Source organism: Paenibacillus cucumis (ex Kampfer et al. 2016), assembly GCF_019748695.1.
GTDB classification, from domain to species: domain Bacteria; phylum Bacillota; class Bacilli; order Paenibacillales; family Paenibacillaceae; genus Paenibacillus; species Paenibacillus polysaccharolyticus.
This window is the reverse complement of sequence record NZ_JACLIC010000018.1, coordinates 46997-66858: the sequence shown is the minus strand read 5'-3', so window position 1 is coordinate 66858 and position 19862 is coordinate 46997. Positions and strand designations below refer to the sequence as shown.

18 protein-coding genes are annotated in these 19862 nt (G+C 46.5%); 2 read left to right on the top strand and 16 right to left on the bottom strand.

Features of this window, described 5'->3' with window-relative positions; all coding sequences use genetic code 11:
- Nucleotides 1-105 precede the first annotated feature (105 nt).
- From H7T88_RS10725 to H7T88_RS10660, 14 genes are all read right to left on the bottom strand, one after another.
- On the bottom strand, nt 106-1062 hold the full coding sequence (locus H7T88_RS10725; protein ID WP_221788392.1) for a class I SAM-dependent methyltransferase: 957 nt from the start codon (nt 1060-1062) through the stop codon (nt 106-108).
- Between the two features lie 5 nt (nt 1063-1067).
- Nucleotides 1068-1916, bottom strand: coding sequence for an FkbM family methyltransferase (locus tag H7T88_RS10720; RefSeq protein ID WP_221788391.1), 849 nt, complete (start codon nt 1914-1916; stop codon nt 1068-1070).
- Between the two features lie 38 nt (nt 1917-1954).
- Nucleotides 1955-2767 carry an ABC transporter permease gene (locus H7T88_RS10715; RefSeq protein WP_154891621.1) on the bottom strand — a complete coding sequence of 271 codons (813 nt, stop codon included), beginning with the start codon at nt 2765-2767 and terminating at the stop codon, nt 1955-1957.
- 4 nt (nt 2768-2771) lie between these two features.
- Nucleotides 2772-3581, bottom strand: a complete 810-nt coding sequence (locus tag H7T88_RS10710) for an ABC transporter permease (protein WP_167375794.1) — start codon at nt 3579-3581, stop codon at nt 2772-2774.
- Nucleotides 3559-4563: an ABC transporter ATP-binding protein gene (locus H7T88_RS10705; protein WP_090923301.1), complete on the bottom strand. Its 1005-nt coding sequence runs from the start codon at nt 4561-4563 to the stop codon at nt 3559-3561. Before H7T88_RS10705 ends, H7T88_RS10710 begins: the two co-directional genes overlap by 23 nt.
- A 32-nt stretch (nt 4564-4595) precedes the next feature.
- The gene (locus H7T88_RS10700; protein ID WP_221788390.1) at nt 4596-5774 is read right to left on the bottom strand and encodes a radical SAM/SPASM domain-containing protein; all 1179 of its coding nucleotides are present in this window, start codon (nt 5772-5774) and stop codon (nt 4596-4598) included.
- Nucleotides 5775-5816: 42 nt separating this feature from the next.
- Complete coding sequence (locus H7T88_RS10695) at nt 5817-6905, bottom strand: radical SAM protein (RefSeq protein WP_221788389.1); 1089 nt, start codon at nt 6903-6905, stop codon at nt 5817-5819.
- Nucleotides 6906-6932: 27 nt separating this feature from the next.
- Nucleotides 6933-8093, bottom strand: coding sequence for a UDP-glucuronosyltransferase (locus H7T88_RS10690; RefSeq protein WP_260510828.1), 1161 nt, complete (start codon nt 8091-8093; stop codon nt 6933-6935).
- Nucleotides 8093-9451, bottom strand: coding sequence for an ATP-grasp domain-containing protein (locus H7T88_RS10685; protein ID WP_221788388.1), 1359 nt, complete (start codon nt 9449-9451; stop codon nt 8093-8095). The genes H7T88_RS10690 and H7T88_RS10685 overlap by 1 nt, the downstream gene beginning before the upstream one ends.
- On the bottom strand, nt 9448-9699 hold the full coding sequence (locus H7T88_RS10680; protein WP_090923305.1) for an acyl carrier protein: 252 nt from the start codon (nt 9697-9699) through the stop codon (nt 9448-9450). Before H7T88_RS10680 ends, H7T88_RS10685 begins: the two co-directional genes overlap by 4 nt.
- A gap of 278 nt (nt 9700-9977) precedes the next feature.
- Entirely contained in the window at nt 9978-10124 is a 147-nt protein-coding gene (locus tag H7T88_RS10675; protein WP_221788387.1) for a hypothetical protein, read from the bottom strand.
- 317 nt (nt 10125-10441) lie between these two features.
- Nucleotides 10442-11494: a hypothetical protein gene (locus H7T88_RS10670; protein WP_221788386.1), complete on the bottom strand. Its 1053-nt coding sequence runs from the start codon at nt 11492-11494 to the stop codon at nt 10442-10444.
- Nucleotides 11495-11543: 49 nt separating this feature from the next.
- On the bottom strand, nt 11544-13037 hold the full coding sequence (locus H7T88_RS10665; protein WP_221788385.1) for a class I adenylate-forming enzyme family protein: 1494 nt from the start codon (nt 13035-13037) through the stop codon (nt 11544-11546).
- Nucleotides 13034-13276 (bottom strand): acyl carrier protein, encoded by a 243-nt coding sequence (locus H7T88_RS10660; protein WP_221788384.1) that lies wholly within the window; start codon nt 13274-13276, stop codon nt 13034-13036. The genes H7T88_RS10665 and H7T88_RS10660 overlap by 4 nt, the downstream gene beginning before the upstream one ends.
- 898 nt (nt 13277-14174) lie before the next feature.
- On the opposite strand from H7T88_RS10660, the gene H7T88_RS10655 reads away from it, so the two are divergent.
- A complete protein-coding gene (locus H7T88_RS10655) occupies nt 14175-15512 on the top strand; it encodes an MFS transporter (protein WP_312027608.1) in 1338 nt (445 codons plus the stop codon).
- 380 nt (nt 15513-15892) lie between these two features.
- Here H7T88_RS10655 and rlmD read toward each other — a convergent pair whose 3' ends face one another.
- Both rlmD and H7T88_RS10645 read right to left on the bottom strand, forming a co-directional pair.
- A complete protein-coding gene (rlmD, locus tag H7T88_RS10650; protein ID WP_221788382.1) occupies nt 15893-17518 on the bottom strand; it encodes a 23S rRNA (uracil(1939)-C(5))-methyltransferase RlmD in 1626 nt (541 codons plus the stop codon).
- Nucleotides 17519-17709: 191 nt separating this feature from the next.
- Nucleotides 17710-18594, bottom strand: a complete 885-nt coding sequence (locus H7T88_RS10645; protein ID WP_090923311.1) for a diacylglycerol kinase — start codon at nt 18592-18594, stop codon at nt 17710-17712.
- A 566-nt stretch (nt 18595-19160) separates the two neighbouring features.
- Here H7T88_RS10645 and H7T88_RS10640 point away from each other — a divergent pair.
- Nucleotides 19161-19859 carry an NPP1 family protein gene (locus H7T88_RS10640; protein ID WP_244159393.1) on the top strand — a complete coding sequence of 233 codons (699 nt, stop codon included), beginning with the start codon at nt 19161-19163 and terminating at the stop codon, nt 19857-19859.
- Nucleotides 19860-19862 lie beyond the last annotated feature (3 nt).

The window sequence follows — 19862 nt, the reverse complement described above, 5'->3', positions numbered from 1 at the left end:
CCGGCACGCCTGCGGAAAACTTCCTGGCTTGGAACGAAAATTCAGCAAAATCTGCCGCCTTCAGAGTTTTCAGACACGCCCAAAATTATTGTTGATATTACGGCTTTATTCCCTCTTAACAAGGTTCATCATACGGTATTCCCGCGTTCCAGCCTTCATCTCTTCATATTTCTTCGAGCCGGGCAATGCGATGAAATCATTAATATCTCCAATATTCGTGCTCGCTTTGGCGTTGCTCGCAATCCCTTGTGTGCCAGTACGCTGCTTCGCACTCTCATCACATGATAGAAGAACATTCGAAGTCACATCCTGATTGCGGATTACAGACAGGCCTGCTTCCTCTAACAGCCTGACGTTATGCGCCACCTGATCTCCCAGCATCAGCTCCGTATACAGAAATACGCCGCCACCTCTCATGATCCGGTACACCTCTTCATAGAATCGTGATCGATTCGGATAGGCATGTGCAGATTCTATATTTAAGACCACATCGAAGCTCTCGTCTGCAAACGGGATATTCTCCGCATCGCCGACGAGATAGAACGATTCCCCCCCTCGGGATTTGGCATTGCAATAGGTAATATTCGCCGGGCAGATGTCGAGACCGACAATATACAGCGGCTTGAAATATTTAGACAGAGCTGCTATGTTTCCTCCCCTGCCGCATCCGATGTCGATTACCTGCCGCCCCCGAATCTCCGTCCTGCCCACTGTCTCAAGCAGCAGCTTGAATGAGTTTCTATTCCATGCATCATCGGGCTCGATTACCGCATGTTGCTCACTCCCATCCGGGACGTAACCATAATTTAAGAAGGTGGCGAATCGGCCTATACCGGACAGCGCAAGGGAGTTGGAAATCTCGCTATAATCCCGAATTTCAGCCTCCTTCCGGTTCCATTCGGAAGGATAGGTAACCTGCTCACGCCGGTCGAGCATCGATATATAACGATCATCGATCGTATATACCGCATCGCAGTTGCAGCATTGAAGCAACGCCTCCGACTGGGCAAGCACACCCTTACAGCTGGAGCATACCAACTTTGCATGCAGATGCTGTATCATGACTATCACCCTGCCGATATATGCATTTGATTCATCGCGTACACATTGAAGTAATTGGGGATATTCAAATCTTCGTAGTAATCGATCACGACATTGAAGCCGTTGGTTCGGAAAATGTTCTCTAGCCTGCTGATCTGTTCTCCGTCCAGTCCGTGCACCTCCATTACAATTTGCCTGATTTTGCCCCAATCCTCCGGCTCTATGCCTTCCAGCGCCTCAAACTCACTTTTTTCCACATCGATTTTGAGCAGATCAATGACGTTCATATCATAATAACGGATCATTTCAGAGATCGTAGTTAACTTGCATCGATGGATTTGTTCATTCAGAAACTTCGGCGACATCATTTGATCCACAAACCGGTTTAGCATGCGCGGGTCGTCGAAATGATCCCGGTAATGGTTGATTAACCCGTATCGGAGATCCTGATCGTGGTTCTCACGGTATCTGATCTGGACAGAATCCGTGGACATCGTAGGAAAATAGGCAAACTCCGCTTCCTTGATTTCATTGGAAAGCCCGACGTTAACTGTTGTTACGCGAGGCAGCGAGCTCGTATTCATTTTCAAGAGCTCAAACGTCGGGGGAAGTGGCTCAAAGGCATATACTCTACAGTTGCTCTTGTTGCTGACATACAGGGTGAACATGCCGATATTTGCCCCGACGTCCATGACCGTGCCATGATCCGGGAGCGTAATCCCGTGTTTGAAATACATCTCCTTCTGAAAAATTTCGTTATAGAGGAATTCGGTCTCGCCTTCGTTGTTTTGATAGATTTCGATCCCGTTGTGCAGCCGCTTCTTGGCAGTAGTCTCTGTCTGCGGCGAAAAGCTCTTGTACTCCATCTTGCTCATGCACTTCACCCTCTCAACCATTTGTTATTAGCATTTCTCTAACTGCTGGCGCTCTCATAGTGTCTGACGGCCAGCTTCCAGAACAGCCTGACGACCAGAAGCGATATCACAGGAGCTACAAAAATCCATATCCCAAGGAAGAAGTCCAAACGGTCGATCAAATAAACCGACGGCATGTTGGTAATAAACAAGATAGGCACGACATACAGCCCTATCCTCTGTAGCCATTTGGGGTATATGTACATTGGCATATTGTTGAAATCCCAACACTTATCAATTATGTCGAAGATCGAACCGGACTTCACCGTCCAGAAAGCAAGGATTTGCGGAAGCAGAAGCACCGAGTAGGTCACGATCGTGCTGCTCAATATCACGCCGATATATCCGGCCACGTGCATGAAACTTGGCTCGATGCCAAGACGCCGCCAAGCCACTACGATCATCGTGATCCCGGCGATCAGGTTCGGAATCGGAAACGCGTAGTTAACGTTTCGGAACGAAATCATGAACTGCAGCGATAGTGGCTTCGTCATATACAAGTCCAGCGTTCCGTTGCGGATATGGCCGGAAAATCTATAAAAGTTATCCATAAACAATCCGGTATAGATTGCGATCATAATCGTATAGGTCCCGGTGAAGATCATCATCTGGTCAGGAGAAATTCCATTAATTTCGATCCCCAGCTGGAAAACGAAGATGACATAGATCAGCTTGGAAAACAGAAATACGGTCTCCATGATCAAACCGGAGTAGAAATTCGCTTTGTATTCCATATAACCGACCAAACTGTTCTTTGCGAAAATAAAAAACATACGTACGTGCTTCCGAATCTCACTCAAGCGGATACTCACAGATCTAACCTCCAACGGCTACATATTTCTTCATCCCGGAATCCCAAGCCAACTTGGAAATGACCAAAAGCACCGTTACCCAAACGGCCTGCAAGAGGAGCCCGCTCACGATCTCATGAACCTCCAAGCTCCCGAGGATGATCTTAACCGGGAAGAATACGACATACTGGAACGGTAAATAGCTGGAGATTGTGGCAAACGTATCTCCGAAAATATTAAGCGGAAAGATGGCGCCGCTGAGCAGATAGACGCCTTGATTGAACGCGATATACACGCCCCAAACCTCAGTAATGATGAACGCGAGCGCACTAATCGAATAAAAAAGCAGGAAGTTGATGAGCATTCCGAACAAAATACTAACCAGGAACATAACGATCTGTCCCACTCTAAGCTGAAACCCCCAAATCTGAGTAAACACGGTCATCAGTATGACGAATAAGACAAGGACGACCCCGGTCTGAACCGTTTTCTCACCGAAGAAATTGCATATCCGATAGCTGAAATAATGAATGGGCTGAGCGATAAATTTGCTTAGTCCGCCCGTCTTGATGTCATTCGCGATCTCCCCCTCGAAGCCGGCAGAAACCAGCTTGGAGACGACGCCGGACAACACGGAATAAATGATGATCTGTGAATACGTATAGCCGTTAATAATCTCTTGCGGCGAACTGCGGAACACAGCTGTCCAGAGAAAGCATTGGACGAGTATGATAAAGCCGCCGCTGATAATGCCCATCAGGAAATCGGTCCGGTACTCCATCGCGTTCTGAAGCGCAAGGATGTACGTCCTTTTATATTTCTGCAAGGCTTTCATGTCTGACCCCATCTTTCTGATATAAGCTTTCGATGCCTCGCTCGACAGGTATATCTTCAACTGTGAAATCGAGGATCGGGAACCGGTCCAGTATCATTTTGGAAAGCCGCTGGAGGTCATGCTTGTCAATTTCCATGACGGCATTCATGCCGTCATGTTGAGTAATCGTGCCATAGTCGCTTAGCGCTTGCCTCGGCACTTCATCCGTAAATTGCAGCTTGATAATCTTTTTGGCATGCAACAGCTCGTTCACACGCCGAAGATCGCCGTCGTATACGATCCTCCCCTGATTGATGATAATCGCTCGTTTGCATAGATCCTCAATATCCGCCATGTAGTGGCTTGTCAGAATGACCGTTGCCTTCGTCTGCTCGTTATAATCTTTCAGAAACTCCCGAATGCGTTTCTGCGAGATCAGATCGAGTCCGATTGTAGGCTCATCCAGGAAAATCACCTTAGGCCGGTGGATGAGCGACGCAATAAGTTCCATCTTCATCCGTTCCCCCAGCGAGAGTCTCCGCACCTGAATATTAAGCAGATCTTTAACGTCAAGCATCTCCGTAAGCTCATCAAGAACAAGGTTGTAGGGCTTATCCTCGACCTCATAAATGCATTTGTTCAGGTACAACGATTCGTTCGCCGGTAAATCCCACCACAACTGTGATTTCTGTCCCATCACGATTGAGAACTGCATCTTGAATTCTTTTTTTCGTTCCCAAGGGACATAGCCTAATACCTTCGCTTGCCCGCTTGTCGGATACAAGATGCCGGACAGCATCTTAAGCGTAGTTGTTTTGCCAGAACCGTTCGGGCCTAAAAATCCGACCATCTCACCCTGCTCGATTACAAGGGATATTTCGCTAACCGCTTCTTTGATCAGTGATTTCCGCCTCACTAAATTTTTGAGCGATTTTTTGAGCCCCAGTTCTTTCTCGTAATACTTGAAGCTTTTGGATAACCCCTCCATCTGGATAATACTCACTTGTGCACCTCATTTATGTGAATTTAGAATCGTTATACACCGTGCAAATGCAAGACACTGCACTTGGAACAAGCCGGTGTCAGTCGTTCATCCATCATTTCCCTTATCCTTCTGTAGGTCATGCTATGCCATAATTCCTGTACAGACGTATCATGTAATTTGCCGATCTCGAACTCCTTGAAAAATTTGCATGCGATAATTGTTCCATCGGGCGTAATGTCCATCCGATTCGAGAGCGCCAGGCACTTCTTGTTCATCGTGCCTTTACCCTTCACCTCTTTGCCGAGCACGAAATCTTCAATCTGGTCATGATCCAGATTCGGCTGGTAGCGTAAACGCATTTTCCAGACCCGATTATTCACCCGATCCAACTCGCTCATCAAAGCAGGGATACGCTCCGGATTGAGCTTGTAGTTAAAGGCGTGCCAGCTTCGTTCGCCTTTGTGCTCGCTCGCCGGAAGGAAGTCGAACTTCTCGTCAAAGTAATTGTCCATTCCCTGCGTGCATTCGTCCGAGATGTACCACGGGAAGCAGACCATGACCATATCTACACCGACGCCCTCCAGAAAGTCCAGTAGATCGTAAAGCTTGTCAGTCATACCATCGTTAACGACGGTATGGATCGTAATTTTGCCCTTGAACCGGTTTTCCTTGCGCAGCTCGACCAGCTTCCGGATCGCATCTATCGCCTTGCTGAATACCCCTTTGCCGCGAAGCGCATCATTCTCTTCTTCGAATCCATCAAGCGCAATGAGCAGCTCCAGGTTGTCGGAGATTCTCAGCAAGGCGTCCAGCTTTCGCTCGATCAGCACCGCGTTCGTACAGATCGTCGTCTCACGAGGATGGGCTTCAAGCAAATCGGCTAAACGGTCGAAATGGCTGTATACGAGCGGCTCGCCGCCCCAGATATAGAGTCTCGACTTGGCTGGTTCCGTCTCAAGGATCAGCTTCTCCAGTAGCCCGTAGTCGAGCTGTTCGCGTTGCTGCTCCGGTGTCATGAAGTGATGGTAGCCGGTGTCATTCCATTGATAGCAATGTTTGCAGCGCAAGTTGCATTGGTTCGTCAGTTTAATCCCGACCGACTCTGGCAACGGTGTCGCGTAACCCGCTATTTTCTCCATGTTCCGCTTGGTTTCCACCGTATTCTTGATCGTACGTTTCAATATTTGCAGATCCTTAGCGGAATGCTTAATCTCAGATTTCGGATTCATATCAACACACCCTTCTTAAACGTAATAGGTCATTCACATGAATCAGTAGATATAATACCTTGAACAAGCCGTACAAATCGGAAGCATATTTTTTTTCATATACGCGCGATACTCTTTGTAATTGTCACTGCGCCAGATATCCAGCAAATTCTCTTCGTTCACGTTGCCGAAGGTCAAATCATAGAAAGCATGGCAGGGCGAAACATCACCTCTTGCCGTAATCTCCGCATAAGTCCATGGAAGAGAGCAACGGTTTCGTTTATCCGCCATCTGATGGAAATGTCCCGAGAAATAGTTGTGCAAGTTCTGTTCATCTATCGTCTTCGGATAGGTAATCACATCGATACTGTTTTTCAAGCAATACTCTTTAACATTATTGAGCTGTCTCGTCAATTCGGGAATATCGATCTGGCTGAACGAACTATTGTCTTTCCAGACCATCCCCTTGGCATACGGAGCTTCATGCACGCCGAATTCCTCACGAAGAACCTCCACATATTGGGCATACTGCTCTTCCGTGGCATAGAGCTGCACTTCCATGCTGATATGGTCCAACATTGACAAGTCGATATGCTTAAAGAAAAATTCCTCGACGTACATATAGGTCAAGGGTGTGATGATAAAGGATACACCCATCTTCGGAAATTGCTTGCCTTTGCTTTGCCGGAGCTCATAGAGCTTCTCGATTCCTTTGATTACTTTCTTGAATACGCCTTTGCCCCTCTGCCTGTCGTTGATTTCCTCAGGGCCGTCGAGCGACACCCAGATCTTATTAGGCGGAGTCTCGACTAACATCTCGGCATGCTTCTCAAGCAGTGTGCCGTTCGTGGGGAAGTCCGCTATGCTTCCATAATGATTGATCATGGCGAGAATATCGCTCAGCCAAGGGTACATCAGCGGCTCGCCGCCGAAGAAATCGTAATATGGCTTGCCGGGGCTGCACTCGACAATGATCTTTTTGATCAGCTCCGGGTCCAGCTGCGCTAATGTTTTTTTGCTTTTGTAAGGCCCTTCGAGTCCCCATTCATAACACATCTTACATCGTAAATTGCACTCCTCTAGCAGCTGCAAGACGATCCATCTCGGATAGCTTACCGTATCCTTGGCAACACTCAATTTACTTAAGCTCATTGCATTACCCCTTCTGCCATTGATATCTTACGTCTTCGTTAACGCAACCCTTGAGCAGTAGTGATCCACATAGTTCGTCCGTTCACCGGGTCTGTTCTTGATCGCTTGATGCATCTCTTTAAGGATATCTACAGAAAAATCCATCTCTCGCCACTTCTCGTAGCGTATTCCAAATCCAAGCGACTCCCACAATTCCAGATTGCTAAGCTCATGACTGCCGAACGGCTCCAGAAGAATAAGAGGCGTTTCGGAGGCAAGCGAGTCGATCAATGTGCCCGCTCCCGGCTTGGCTACGATAGCCATCGCCTCAGAAGCGACGTCAAATAACCAATGATGATCAGCCTCAGCGGTATATGAATTCGTATCTTCTCCTGCTATTTCAATGTATGGCGGAAATTCGTGCAGACCGTTCGCGCTCTTCACCCAAGAACACCATTCCGGATCGTTCATCCAATATCGGTGATCGGGATCGGGCTTCGCTTCCTTCCAGTCGTAAGCTACAATATCAAGCCCATAGTTATGAATGGCAAGATCTGGAATTGTACTTTGATAAGTGCCCATCCCCCAACCGCCGCCATGAACAACAAGCCGCCGCTTCCTTGATTCGAAAGGCAGTGTCGTACCAGGAAGAACCGGGATTTCGTATCGAATTGCCATCTTATCGGTGTCATAGAGACAAGCATTGTAATAATGCTCGTCATACCGGGGATGAAACTTCTTCAGGCTCTTCCAGGACGGAGCCAGATCTGAATCGACGTAGAGCAGGTCTACATGAATCGGATTCGGCAACATCTTCTCCCTATACAAATCCAGAATATAGATCCAGTGTCCGGATAGCGATATGAATTCGTAGCGTTCTTCCGCTTTCCAGGTCTCCAGCAATAGCTCAACCTGGGCATAATCTATACTATTGCGGATATCCATCGGCATTCGAGCCGAAATATTGGCAAGTGCGAAATTACTGTGGTAAGCCGTCCTGCTATCTGCAATATGCTCCCTCTTGTCGTGCTCCAAAAAGCTTTCGAACACGAGCACTTCCGCCTTGATATCCCTTTTCCCGAACTCGCTTGCAGCTAACAGGCCGGGAATATAGAACCCCAGACCGAAACCCGAGCATAGAATCGTTACTTTACGCTTCCCCATAAACTCTCTTCCTCCATCCATGGTTTCAAGCACTTCGGAATGCATCAGGGGGCGATCTTGAAGGATAACGACAACAGAACCTCCTTAAGTTTCGCGGACAATCGTTCGTTATCCCCTGTCCCCTCGATCAGCGAATAATACAATCTGCCCTTCACTTGCTTATTCCGGATTCCCTTGCACTCGCTGACGACCTTGTTAATAAAGAGTGTATTCGCGCTTAACGGTAGCATGCCAAACCCTCGATCAGGCTTATATAGAACACCCTCGCGGTCCAGCAAATCCAGCAATTGATCAAATGATACATCCCCTGCAAACTGTAAGGTCGCATGTGTCATGCTGCCGGCCGTATCGTGCTTCTCGAGATACCGGTCAACATAATGCTTGATTAGACTCATTGATTTTCTTGCGTTGACCTCAACAATCGGAACGATACGGCCGTCTCTTAGTAGCATCGAATCGACGCATACGTCGCCGTGATAACCCGACTGATAAAGCTCGCGGGCTACCAGCTTCATTACATCAAAGTACTCCGCTTCGTGTAGCCTATGAAGCAGCCTGTCATCGGCTGTATAGGAGCCTTGGTAAGCGAATTTGTGATTGACCACTTGCTGCACAGAGACATGACGGTACGCACCGTCCGGATCGATGTGGAATTGGCAAGAGAAATCCAGCTCTTTGAGGAGGAACGGCTCAATAATAAACCGAACCGTTCTTCCCTTTCTGCACTGATCGGCGAGATAAGAGGTGACCCGTTGCAGAATCGCTTCCGACTCGATTAGCAAATTCCCCTTCCCGGATACCCCAAACTCATCTTTGATCAGAAAGGGGCCTTGTTTCAGCAGAGCCAAGCCGCTTGATAGCAACTCTTCGTGGGAATAGACCGTCTGGCTGTCACACTGAAGCCCCAGGCGACGGTTCAATTCGGTTGAATACAGCTTAGAATTAACCGTCTGAACCGTCTCGACAGCTGGACAATCCTGTTCCAGCCCGAAACGCGCAGCAGCACGGTCCACTCCCGGAATGACCGCAAAGGGCGATAACCGAGCGCCGTTTAGCCAATCGGGATCAATGTCACCCACTTGATCCGTTGAGGTGAGCAGGTCGAATATATTGGCGGTTCTGCCTGCGCTTCCTCCATCAGGACTCTCAAGATCGCTTGAATTGGACAGAAATTGGAATCCGATCTCATGCAAATACGCTTTATGAGAAGCGTTCATTCGATAACGGGTAATGAGCCTATCCTGCGCCCCGCAAAATGGGAAGAGTAGCTCATCCATGGCCATCACGACATTCTCCATTTCAGGATCGTGAACCGACGGCAGTTTGGCTTGATTAGGGTCGCGCCAGAAGCGTTCCGCGTCAAACATCCCGATAATGAGCTCGGACTTGCCTCTATCGTTCATACAGATGCCGTCTTCTGCAGCTCCGAGATATAATTGCAGAAGATTGTAACCGATTCCATGCAATCGAAGTCGAATTGTTCAAAATCGATTTCAATGCCGAAGTTCTCCTCCACCTTCAATAAGAAAGTAATTAGCTGTAAAGAGTCCATCCCCCCGTCTTCCATGATGCTGGAATGCCCATTCAAGCTGTTCTCCAGCTGGGCGTCATCCTTGACTTCGCTTATCATCGCTATGATTTGTTCCTGCATAGGTACCTCCCGTTTAATGGATATATTGACCCTATATAAGTTGAACTAAAGATTTTACACATTCCACTCCGATGACAGAACAACCTTCCCATCGCTGTTATCCCCAGATTTTTTTCGATTCCCTTTTTAAAAGGGAAAATCCGGTGAACAGCGTATGCTTCCGATGCAGCTTTCTTGCAGAAAGCTTTTAAGCGACCGCTCCGCTTTTTCAGGTTTTTTCTGTCCTCTTCGTTCACGTGTAAATGAATAGTTAAACTTATATAGTGATAATGGATCGTTCAAGTGAGTGCATTATGCAAACTGATCGCCGGTTCCAAGTCCATGATGGTGGCTTCCGGAAGATTCTTCAAATTAACTGGCTGTTCATACGTAAGGTTGGTGAGCGTTGCGTTGCTCCCAAACGAAATAGGAATGGTTCTATGCATGATTCACAAGATATCGGGTCAAATACTAGGAGAGATTCTTGAGGTGATTGGATTCTCTGTGGTGTGGTTGTGCCGGAAAAAGCGCTTGAAGCAATGCGGATCGTTGAAAGCTGAGACGGCAATAGCCTGCCAGCAAACGGAATCTTTAAGACAAGAGCAAAGGTTTGGCTTACGCAATACGCTGTATCGCAACGATTATAATCCCGGCATCACTCCCTCCATGAATATGCCCTGTTCACCACGGGCTTCGGGTTAAGGATTCTATTCGAGTGCAGAAGAGATATCCACAATTAACATCATTGGCTCCCGCAACATTACTAACTGCCTACCTTCTTCAGCCATCGTTCAAGGAATATGGATTCTTCATTTTCTATATTCGTAATCAGCGTTTGTAAGTTTTCGGAAATACTCGTATCCCTTGTCAAATTATATTTAATCGCTAGATTCACAAGGATCTTTGCTTTAAGTTCAATGGCTGTGAATTCATCTATATGCTCTTGATTTAATTCAATCAAATGCCGATTATCGTACAAGTACTTGAGTCTTAGCGTCATGATCTTCTTATGATCATAAAGTAAATGAAAGGGTCTTATATCAAGCATAGCCTTATGTTCGGATGTCTCTTCCGCATAATTAAATAGAGTTGTGTATATTTGCATGCCGAAGTCAAGATTATGCCTGTCGCCCCCATAGTTGAACATCTCCCAATACTCCGGCGTTTTGTTAGTGAAATAATTTCTTATCGAATTCACTAGGGTATCTGCACTGAATTTATCCTGATATTGATTATTAAATGTATACAGATAAACCATTTCTCTTAGATAATCATGATTCGTTGTTAGATGATTCATGTCAAACGCTAGATTGAAATCATTAAATGATATCTCAGCCTGACTATATACCCCGTTCTTAAAAAAATCGGAAACATACAATATCTCTCTATCCAAATCATAGCCATATACAAATATGTCATGATGCAATTGAAGTTTATTGTAGCGATCGCTTAGGGGCACGTAGAAATAATTGATCATGGTATGGACATAGTTATTCGCATTAATATTTTCTATAATAAAATGAATAACAGAGTCCCATTTAGTTGTTACAGTATCTCTATGTATCTTTTGGGTAGTAATCCATTTGCACGAATCCGAAGGCCGCAGCTCATAAGTCACAGGGAAATAAAAATCTCCCCAATGATGTTTATAATCTTTGTTAATGAATAATTGGATATAATTGTTGAATATCCATGGGTGAGCGCACTCGTAATGGGTAAGTATGGACAAGAGATGAGCATGTTGCGTATAGGTTGTAATCATCGGATAACTGACCGGCAATAATTTTCTGCCTAACGTTTGAGTTGAATTTTTCAACCTTTCGTTCACCCCTGGTTATTTGGTTAAATGGCTTAAAGATTCCGAATCAGTATATCTCATTTAGCAATAAGTGCTTCGTACTTGCCCTGTCCAGTTTTCCTGTTTTTGTTTTTGGAATGTTATCGATAATCCTCCATTGCCTAGGCACTTTATACGATGACAAATGCAATTTGCAATGTCGTGTCAGTGCATCTATATCAATCAGGCATTCATTAAAAACTTTCAGAAATGCGATGGGAACCTCGCCTAACAGATCATCGTGTACACCAACAACCATGACCTCCTCCACTTCTTTCAAGCCGTACAAAAAATCCTCGATTTCTTCCGGATAGATATTGATACCGCCAGATATAATGATATTCTTCTTGCGGCCTGTCAGTATAAGACACCCTGATTCATTCCAATATCCCAGATCCCCTGTCTTTAACCACCCCTCAACAATGGTAGCGTTCGTTAACTCCGGGTTTTTGTAATAACCGAGCATCACATTCGGGCCCTTGACCCAAATTTCTCCGATCGCTGCTCCTTCAACCTCATTCTCTTCTTCGTCAACGAGACGAATCGAAACGTCATTGACGGGTGATCCACAGGATAAGTAGCGCTCACCCCGTTCCATCATGCTCACCCGCGGAGAAGCTTCGGTCAATCCATAGGTTTGAATAATGTCCGCATGAGGAAATACAGTTTGAAGATGGTCTACTAATTTCGCGGGAGTCGCCGAGCCGCTAATTACAATACATTCAATGGAATCAAAGGCACTCCAGTTCTTTGTCTGATGAAAATCGGAAACAAAGTGCATCAATTGCGTAGGCACCGCCGAGAATGCCGTAACCGCCTTATTCTGAAACAGTTTAAACGCGGTGCGTGGCAGCATGGGCAAGCTGATAAGTTTAATTCGGGTTCCATATAACATGCAAGAAATCAATTGCGTGACAATCGTAGAACTGAAATGAACGGGCATCGTTACCAGAAACGAATCTTGATTCGTATACCCCACCTTTCCGCCATGTGCCAGCGCATTCGTTAATACATTCCGATGGGATAACATAACGATTTTAGATTTTCCGGTTGTGCCCGATGTAGGAAGGAGAATCGCACATTGATTGGGATCGGACTGATTGGTTAACGAGATCGATTCGAACGAAGGCATGGGTTCTTGCGATACATCCTGAGCGGTAACCCAAGGAATGTCACAATTTAAATGCGCAGGCTGTGCAGATTTGCTGATAACTAATTTGGCGTCACTGGCATTTAAAATATTTTCAATTTCTGTATTGGATGCCGAATAAGGCACCGGTACTAACACATAACCGCAGAATTGAATGCCAAGCGCCGCAAAAATGAACAAGGGCTCATTATTTGTGTATAATGCAACATGACTTCCGGGCTCAAGCTTAAAATTCTTGCGAATATATAAAGCAATCAAGTAAGCTTCTGTCATCATCTCCGCGTAAGTCCATTGCTGCTTTAGATCTTCAAGGATAATATGATCTTGGCGATTAGAGGCCTCCAGAAATAGACGCTCAATGATCGTCATCATAGCTTTTTCTCAGACAAATAATTAAGGATTAATCCAGCCGTGGAGAACTTCTCAAATAACAGATCTTCATCAGGGATCGAGATGTTAAACTTCGATTCCACTAAAACAATAAGCTTGACGAAGCCTACTGAATCGATACCTTGGTCCAACAAACGGGTATCGTGGTCTTCTGGATACTCGATGTCCAGCTCAGCAAAAATTTCGTCTTTCAAGATCAATTCTATTGATTTAGACATCATGTTTCCCCCGTTAGATAATCTTTAGAAAAAGGCTAATTAAAGAGGATCATATACGTGATGAGCAAGTGAGAGTGATTGTGAATAAGTTCATAACGATAAACAAGGTGAATTTGTACTGAAAGAGTTGTTTACAGAGTTGTTTGCAGGGATGCTGCAATTCATGTTGGAGGCGGAGTATGACACGATGCAGGACATAAACAGCTTGACGCGAAGAGTACAACGACGGAAATAATTGAGGGTTACCATCGTCAACATCGCAAAGCCTAAAGAAAAAAAGCATTTTCCCAAGCAATGAAGCGTTGCTGAAAATGCTTTACAAAACGAAGAGGAATGTCATTCGTAATGGATAGGTTTAGAACAAAACTGGGACTAAGTCCCTAATCACCTCTCCATTTTCTTCCTCGATGGAATCGAATTATATTGCGTAAAATTTTGCTTGGAGAGCGTTTACACTAGTGATTTACAGCACTAATTGATTGATATATTAAATATAATTACATATATGCCAATTGTCAACAGTTTTGAAAAAGCCCTTTGATGTCCTCAGGAATTTTGTCTTTGCTTGATGGGAGATCACCTTCGGTTAATGCAATCGTGTTTCTTTCGTTTGGCACTATCTACAACAATCTTCCATTAAAATCTTCGAAGAAACCGAGAGCTCGCTCCGCTCAAAGACTTAAGCTATTATGCTCACCATATTGTGCTAACCTGCTACTACAATGAAAAATGTCTCGGATCGCTATGATCGAATCACTAAAAGGGTTGGAAGAGTTATCCCAACTTTGAGGGATTGAAGATTGATTGCGTATATCACTATAATTCAGATATTGGATTAAAGTTAATTTAGATAGCGGCAAGGGTGCCGAAAAGGGGGATGCATTTGAATAAGCACACATCAGTGGCTCCGAAACGGCAAAAAAGCCGCTCTTACAGAGTAAAAGAGTACGTAAAATCGCCGGAGAAGCAGAAGAAGCTGTATAAAAAAACGTTATGGCTTGTTGTTGTTTCACAAATATTCGGAGGAGCGGGGCTGGCTGCCGGGCTTACTGTTGGAGCGTTGCTTGCGCAGGACATGCTAGGCAGCGACAGCCTTTCCGGTCTTCCCGCAGCTTTGTTTACGCTAGGCTCTGCGGCGGCGGCGATGATCGTGGGAAGGTTGTCACAGCGGTTTGGACGCAGAGTCGGGCTGGCTGCCGGATTTATAGCGGGTGGAGTTGGAGCAACTGGCGTTGTGTTTGCCGCGCTCTGGGATCAAATAGCGCTGCTATTTGTGTCTTTGTTGATTTATGGAGCTGGCACGGCAACTAATCTGCAAGCCCGGTACGCGGGTACGGACCTGGCGCTGCCGAATCAGCGGGCCAAAGCAATCAGTACAGCGCTGGTGTTTACGACGATTGGTGCGGTGGCAGGTCCCAATTTGGTAGAGCCGACTGGCCGCATGGCAACCTCCATCGGTCTTCCTGCTTTGTCGGGGCCGTTTATTCTAGCGGCAGTTGCATATTTGATAGCGGGCCTGGTACTGCTGCTGTTTCTTCATCCTGATCCGTTTATCGTTGCCAAGGCGATTGACGAAGAGGAAAGATTGAATAAAGGGTCACAAGTGAAAGACGGCAAAAGGCTTCAGGCAAAGGTAGACGCAAGCCGCCCGGAGAGCTCTCATAACCGAAAAGGACTTATTGTGGGGGCAACGGTCATGGTGCTTACCCAAATCGTAATGGTGGGTATCATGGTCATGACGCCCGTTCATATGAAGCAGCATGGCCATGGGCTTGGAGATGCAGGTCTGGTGATTGGCATCCATATCGCATTCATGTATTTGCCTTCCCTGCTGACCGGCGTGCTGGTGGATAAGCTTGGCCGTACCTTTATGTCCTGCGCATCAGGCGTTACGCTGCTGCTGGCAGGTTTAACCGCGGCTTTTGCACCAGGCGAATCCATGGGTTTGCTTATTGTAGCGTTGGCGCTTCTCGGCCTAGGCTGGAACTTTGGACTAATTAGCGGAACGGCAGCCATTATCGACTCCACAACGCCGAAGGTTCGCGCGAAGACACAAGGCACGGTTGACGTTCTGATTGCGCTGGCTGGCGCGTCCGGCGGCGCTTTGTCAGGCATGGTTATGGCTGGCGTTGGCTACTCCATGCTTTCCCTTGCCGGAGGATTGATGTCCTTGCTGCTTATTCCGGTGGTGGCCTGGTCATGGAGGAAAAATTCAACCTCTCATTCTGAAAAGCGGTAAATGCTTTGTCTTCCTTTTACAGAGCCAGCTGTAATGTCCTGATTGCTCAAGCTGCTTCTCAGTACCTGGCCCATCTATCAAACCCTACCGCAGACCGTGGCAAGGAGTTTGCCTGTACCCTAGCCTGCAAGCCATTCACGGTTGGAGAACCGTCTGAAACTAATATAAGACTGAACGAGTTAATAGAAAAGGAATGCAACATTGAAGAGTCTTTGAAAAACAACAATAATACTTTAGTGTTCACCGAATTAAAACAAATTCTCGAATCATTTTTATCCTTCAGGGAGTTGACTCCAGAGATCTTGCACCGACCCATTAATCGAATTGAAATTAAAGCAGAAGGGTTCGAGAATCTTTTACAAATTCTCGAACCCTTCTGCTTATTCTTTAATCCTAACCAACATCGCCACCGACTCCACATGCACCGTATGCGGGAACATATCCACCGGCGTGACCTCCACCGTGTGATAACCGCCATCCTCTAGCACTCTTAAATCACGTGCCAGCGTACTCGGATTACAACTCACGTATACCACACGTTCCGGCTTCATCTCCAGGATCGTGTCAAGCAGACGCGGGTCGCAGCCTTTGCGCGGGGGATCAACGACGATGACATCAGCTTCGATGCCTTGTTCTTTCCAGCGCGGAATGACGTCCTCGGAGGCGCCGACTTCGAACTTCACATTCTTCATCTCGTTCAGCATCGCATTGCTGCGCGCATCCTCAATCGCCTCGGGTACAATCTCAACTCCATACACCTGATCCGCATGTTGCGCCAGGAAAAGAGAGATCGTTCCGATGCCGCAATAGGCATCAATTACAGTTTCTTTGCCGCTCAGCCCAGCGTATTCTACTGTTTTTCCATACAGCACTTCAGTCTGCACCGGATTGACCTGGTAGAAGGAACGTGGAGAGATTGCAAATTGCACATCCCCGATATAATCATAGATTACATCACGGCCCCACAAAACACGGGTCTCATCACCGAAAATAACGTTTGTCTGCTTTTTGTTCACGTTCTGGCAGATGCTCGCCACCTGAGGAATCGCTTCACGAATGCTACCGATCCACTCGTCTTTATGTTGAATATCCCGGCCATTCGTCACCAGAACGAGCATCATCTCTCCAGTACGGAACGCCTTTTTCACCACGACATGACGCAACAGACCACGGCCTGTTTCTTCGTTGTATGCACTGATGCCGAGGTGGCTGCCGATCTCCTTCACCTTCGCCACAACTTCATCATTATGCTCGTGTTGAATAAGACAGGTCTCCATGTCGATGATTCGGTGACTTCCTTTGGCATAAAAACCACCTACCAAACCACCTTCGGTTACACCAATCGGCACCTGTGCCTTGTTCCGATAACGCCACGGCTCGTCCATCCCCATCGTTGGCAAGACACGAATCGCGTGTCCTGTATCTTCTTCGTTCGTCTCATCCTCCACCAACACGTTCAGCTTCCCGATCCGCTGCAAATTATCGATCACAAGCTGACGTTTCCACGCCAGTTGACCAGCGTAGCTCATATGTTGAATCTGGCATCCGCCGCATTGATCGTAGATCGGACATGGTGCAGATACACGATCTGGACTGGCTTTGACAATCTCCAGCAACTTGGCGTAGCCATATTGCTTCTTGGTTTTCATGACGCGAACGCGCACCGTTTCTCCTGGAAGAGCACCTTGCACGAATAGCGTGTACCCATCTGCACGACCTACACCCTCACCGTCATGGTTCATGCCAATGATCTCAATGACGGTTTCATCATTTTTGCTAACAGGTAATCCCTCGATTGGTGCGGATTCACGTGCTCTGCCTTTCGAACGCACACCAGAAAGAGATGCACCGTTTGGCCGCACCTCTTTACCTGACTGACTTGTAGATGGACGGCTTGATTGCATGGATTGACTTGGCTGACGGGAAGTTGAAGCATTCCCTTTCCCTTGAGGAGCAGCCGAATTCCGGCGGTTTTTTCCACGACCGCTGCGGTTCGTATTAGACAACGTACATTCACTTCTTTCTTATATAGTACACCGCCTGCAATGACGGTGAGTTAACCTATAGCTGTTCTGAACTGTTCTGAGCTTTTCTGTAATTTCCGTAATCTTGATAAAAGAATTGCCTTCTTCACGCCAAAAATAACGTTCCAAAATTCTAACGAATCTCAGAAACGTTATTTCATTGTAACATTTATTTACCGATGGAACAGCTGCAGATGATGCTTTAGATTCGTGAACGTTGCTGGCAAGGTGCCGCCCAGTTCGCCGTCCAGATTCAGTTGCACATAACCTGGGGAATTGACTTCCATATGATCTGTCTGGAAATGCACAACCTTTTTGTCGTTCAGATGCTCTCCACGCAGCGCCAAAGTAACAAGACGAATCATATCCGCCAGGTTACACTTGCGTACACCGATTACATCGAACAACCCATCATCGATGGTTGCTCCCGGAGCAAGCTTCTCAAAGCCGCCAACGGAGTTCGTATTCGCAATAAGAAACAGCATGAATTCATCATGAATTTCTTCCTGACCGTTCGCACGAATGATTAATTCCTGCGGGGACAGGCTTGCCATTTTCTCAATCCCCTTCATATAATAGGCCAGTTGCCCGATCATCGTTTTCAAACGACTCGGTACTTCATAAGTCAATTCGGTTAACGATCCACCGCCGGCGATGTTGATAAAATACCTATCGTTCGCCTTGCCCAGATCCAGAGGGCGCGTCTGCTGCTGAATAACCAGATCCACATAATCTTCCCATTGTCTCGGAATCCCGAGCGCACGCGCAAAGTCATTGGTCGTCCCCAGAGGAAACACACCCAGTGGAGGGCGATTGTCCCGCTCAGCCATACCATTAATGACCTCATATAACGTACCGTCTCCGCCAGCAGCAATAATCATGTCGTATCCGCGTTCAATCGCCAGTTCCGCTTCCCGGGTCGCATCGCCTTCCCCCGTTGTAGCATGACACGAAGCCTCAATACCGCCTTGATCCAAACGTTGCAAAATATCAGCTAGACGTTTCTTCATTTCTTCCCGGCCTGAAGTCGGATTATATATTAATCGAGCTCTTTTCATCTGATACGCCACCTATTCCACATTATCCATGAGTCCGAATGTCCTCATCTTCTTACGCTGCATCAGTCCACCAAGGGGCATCATTATAATTAACACAACCATGAACTTTCGTTAATCCTGCCCAAACACTATATATAACTATGCCAGAGGAATGACGTCCCATTCCAAAAGCTATTGCTTCTATCATATCATCAAATGTAAAGATGTCCTAGCCTATTCCAGCCGTGACTTTTTCATAAATCCTAATACCAAAACTTCCCTACCCTAATAAACATCCAAAGTCATCTTGAAACCGATCTTTCCATCTTCTTTTGCAAAAAAACCACTGATCTTCCATTCTGCCCGCTTGCACCGGAATTAATCTCCATACTATCTGCTGTCCACAACTAATTATATTATGACAAAAATATACAGCAAATTTACAAATCTCAATATAAAAATATAACCTAAATCAATATTTTTCCAGTACCATGGATATACAGAACACATCCATACATAACTGACTTCACTCTACTACGTTTACAAAGGAGAATTGCACAATGCAAAAAACCAAAAAACTGGTACTGATGCTAATGGTTACCCTCCTCGCCTATTTACCGATAGGCACCGTTGCGGAAGCAGCCGTCATTAATCATGACCAGGTCGTCGGTTTTCAAGAAGTCACACCCGTAACAGCCACGCAAATCACAGCCAAACGTTTCCAACCTTTCCTGAAGGTCTATCATGGATGCGTGCCTTTCCCAGCCGTTGATGCACAAGGTAACACCAGCGCAGGTTTGGCAACGTCCGGATCACACAATGGCGGATGCGGCTCCAACCTGGGTCAGGTCTATTCACGTTCTGCTTGGCATAATGGCGTCTGGGCGATCATGTACGCATGGTACTTCCCTAAAGACAACCCATCTCCGGGATTTGGACATCGGCATGATTGGGAAGGCATCGTCGTATGGGTAGACAACCCGGCGGTTGCCAACCCGAAAGTACTCTCGATCGCCTACTCAGGTCACGGGCAGTTCACCAAAGTGGCACCAAGCAACAGCAATATGCAGGGCGATCATCCGAAAATCTCCTATAATAGCACCTGGCCGCTCAACCACGAGCTTGGTGTAACCAACGTAGTTGGGGGAACTCAGCCGCTAATCGGTTGGGATGATCTGACTCCAGCTGCACGTAATGCCCTGAATACAACGGACTTTGGCAGCGCCAATGTACCATTTAACGATAACAACTTTGCGAACAATCTGAATAAAGCCTGGTTTAGATAATTG

Excerpts from the sequence above, each read along its gene's own strand:
- H7T88_RS10660 (WP_221788384.1), bottom strand. The coding sequence starts at position 13,276 with ATGATGTCTAAATCAATAGAATTGATCTTGAAAGACGAAATTTTTGCT.
- H7T88_RS10695 (WP_221788389.1), bottom strand. The coding sequence starts at position 6,905 with ATGAGCTTAAGTAAATTGAGTGTTGCCAAGGATACGGTAAGCTATCCG.
- H7T88_RS10675 (WP_221788387.1), bottom strand. The coding sequence starts at position 10,124 with ATGCATAGAACCATTCCTATTTCGTTTGGGAGCAACGCAACGCTCACC.
- H7T88_RS10685 (WP_221788388.1), bottom strand. The coding sequence starts at position 9,451 with ATGAACGATAGAGGCAAGTCCGAGCTCATTATCGGGATGTTTGACGCG.
- H7T88_RS10680 (WP_090923305.1), bottom strand. The coding sequence starts at position 9,699 with ATGCAGGAACAAATCATAGCGATGATAAGCGAAGTCAAGGATGACGCC.
- H7T88_RS10725 (WP_221788392.1), bottom strand. The coding sequence starts at position 1,062 with ATGATACAGCATCTGCATGCAAAGTTGGTATGCTCCAGCTGTAAGGGT.
- H7T88_RS10665 (WP_221788385.1), bottom strand. The coding sequence starts at position 13,037 with ATGATGACGATCATTGAGCGTCTATTTCTGGAGGCCTCTAATCGCCAA.
- H7T88_RS10700 (WP_221788390.1), bottom strand. The coding sequence starts at position 5,774 with ATGAATCCGAAATCTGAGATTAAGCATTCCGCTAAGGATCTGCAAATA.
- H7T88_RS10710 (WP_167375794.1), bottom strand. The coding sequence starts at position 3,581 with ATGAAAGCCTTGCAGAAATATAAAAGGACGTACATCCTTGCGCTTCAG.
- H7T88_RS10720 (WP_221788391.1), bottom strand. The coding sequence starts at position 1,916 with ATGAGCAAGATGGAGTACAAGAGCTTTTCGCCGCAGACAGAGACTACT.
- H7T88_RS10690 (WP_260510828.1), bottom strand. The coding sequence starts at position 8,093 with ATGCATTCCGAAGTGCTTGAAACCATGGATGGAGGAAGAGAGTTTATG.
- H7T88_RS10640 (WP_244159393.1), top strand. The coding sequence starts at position 19,161 with ATGCTAATGGTTACCCTCCTCGCCTATTTACCGATAGGCACCGTTGCG.
- H7T88_RS10645 (WP_090923311.1), bottom strand. The coding sequence starts at position 18,594 with ATGAAAAGAGCTCGATTAATATATAATCCGACTTCAGGCCGGGAAGAA.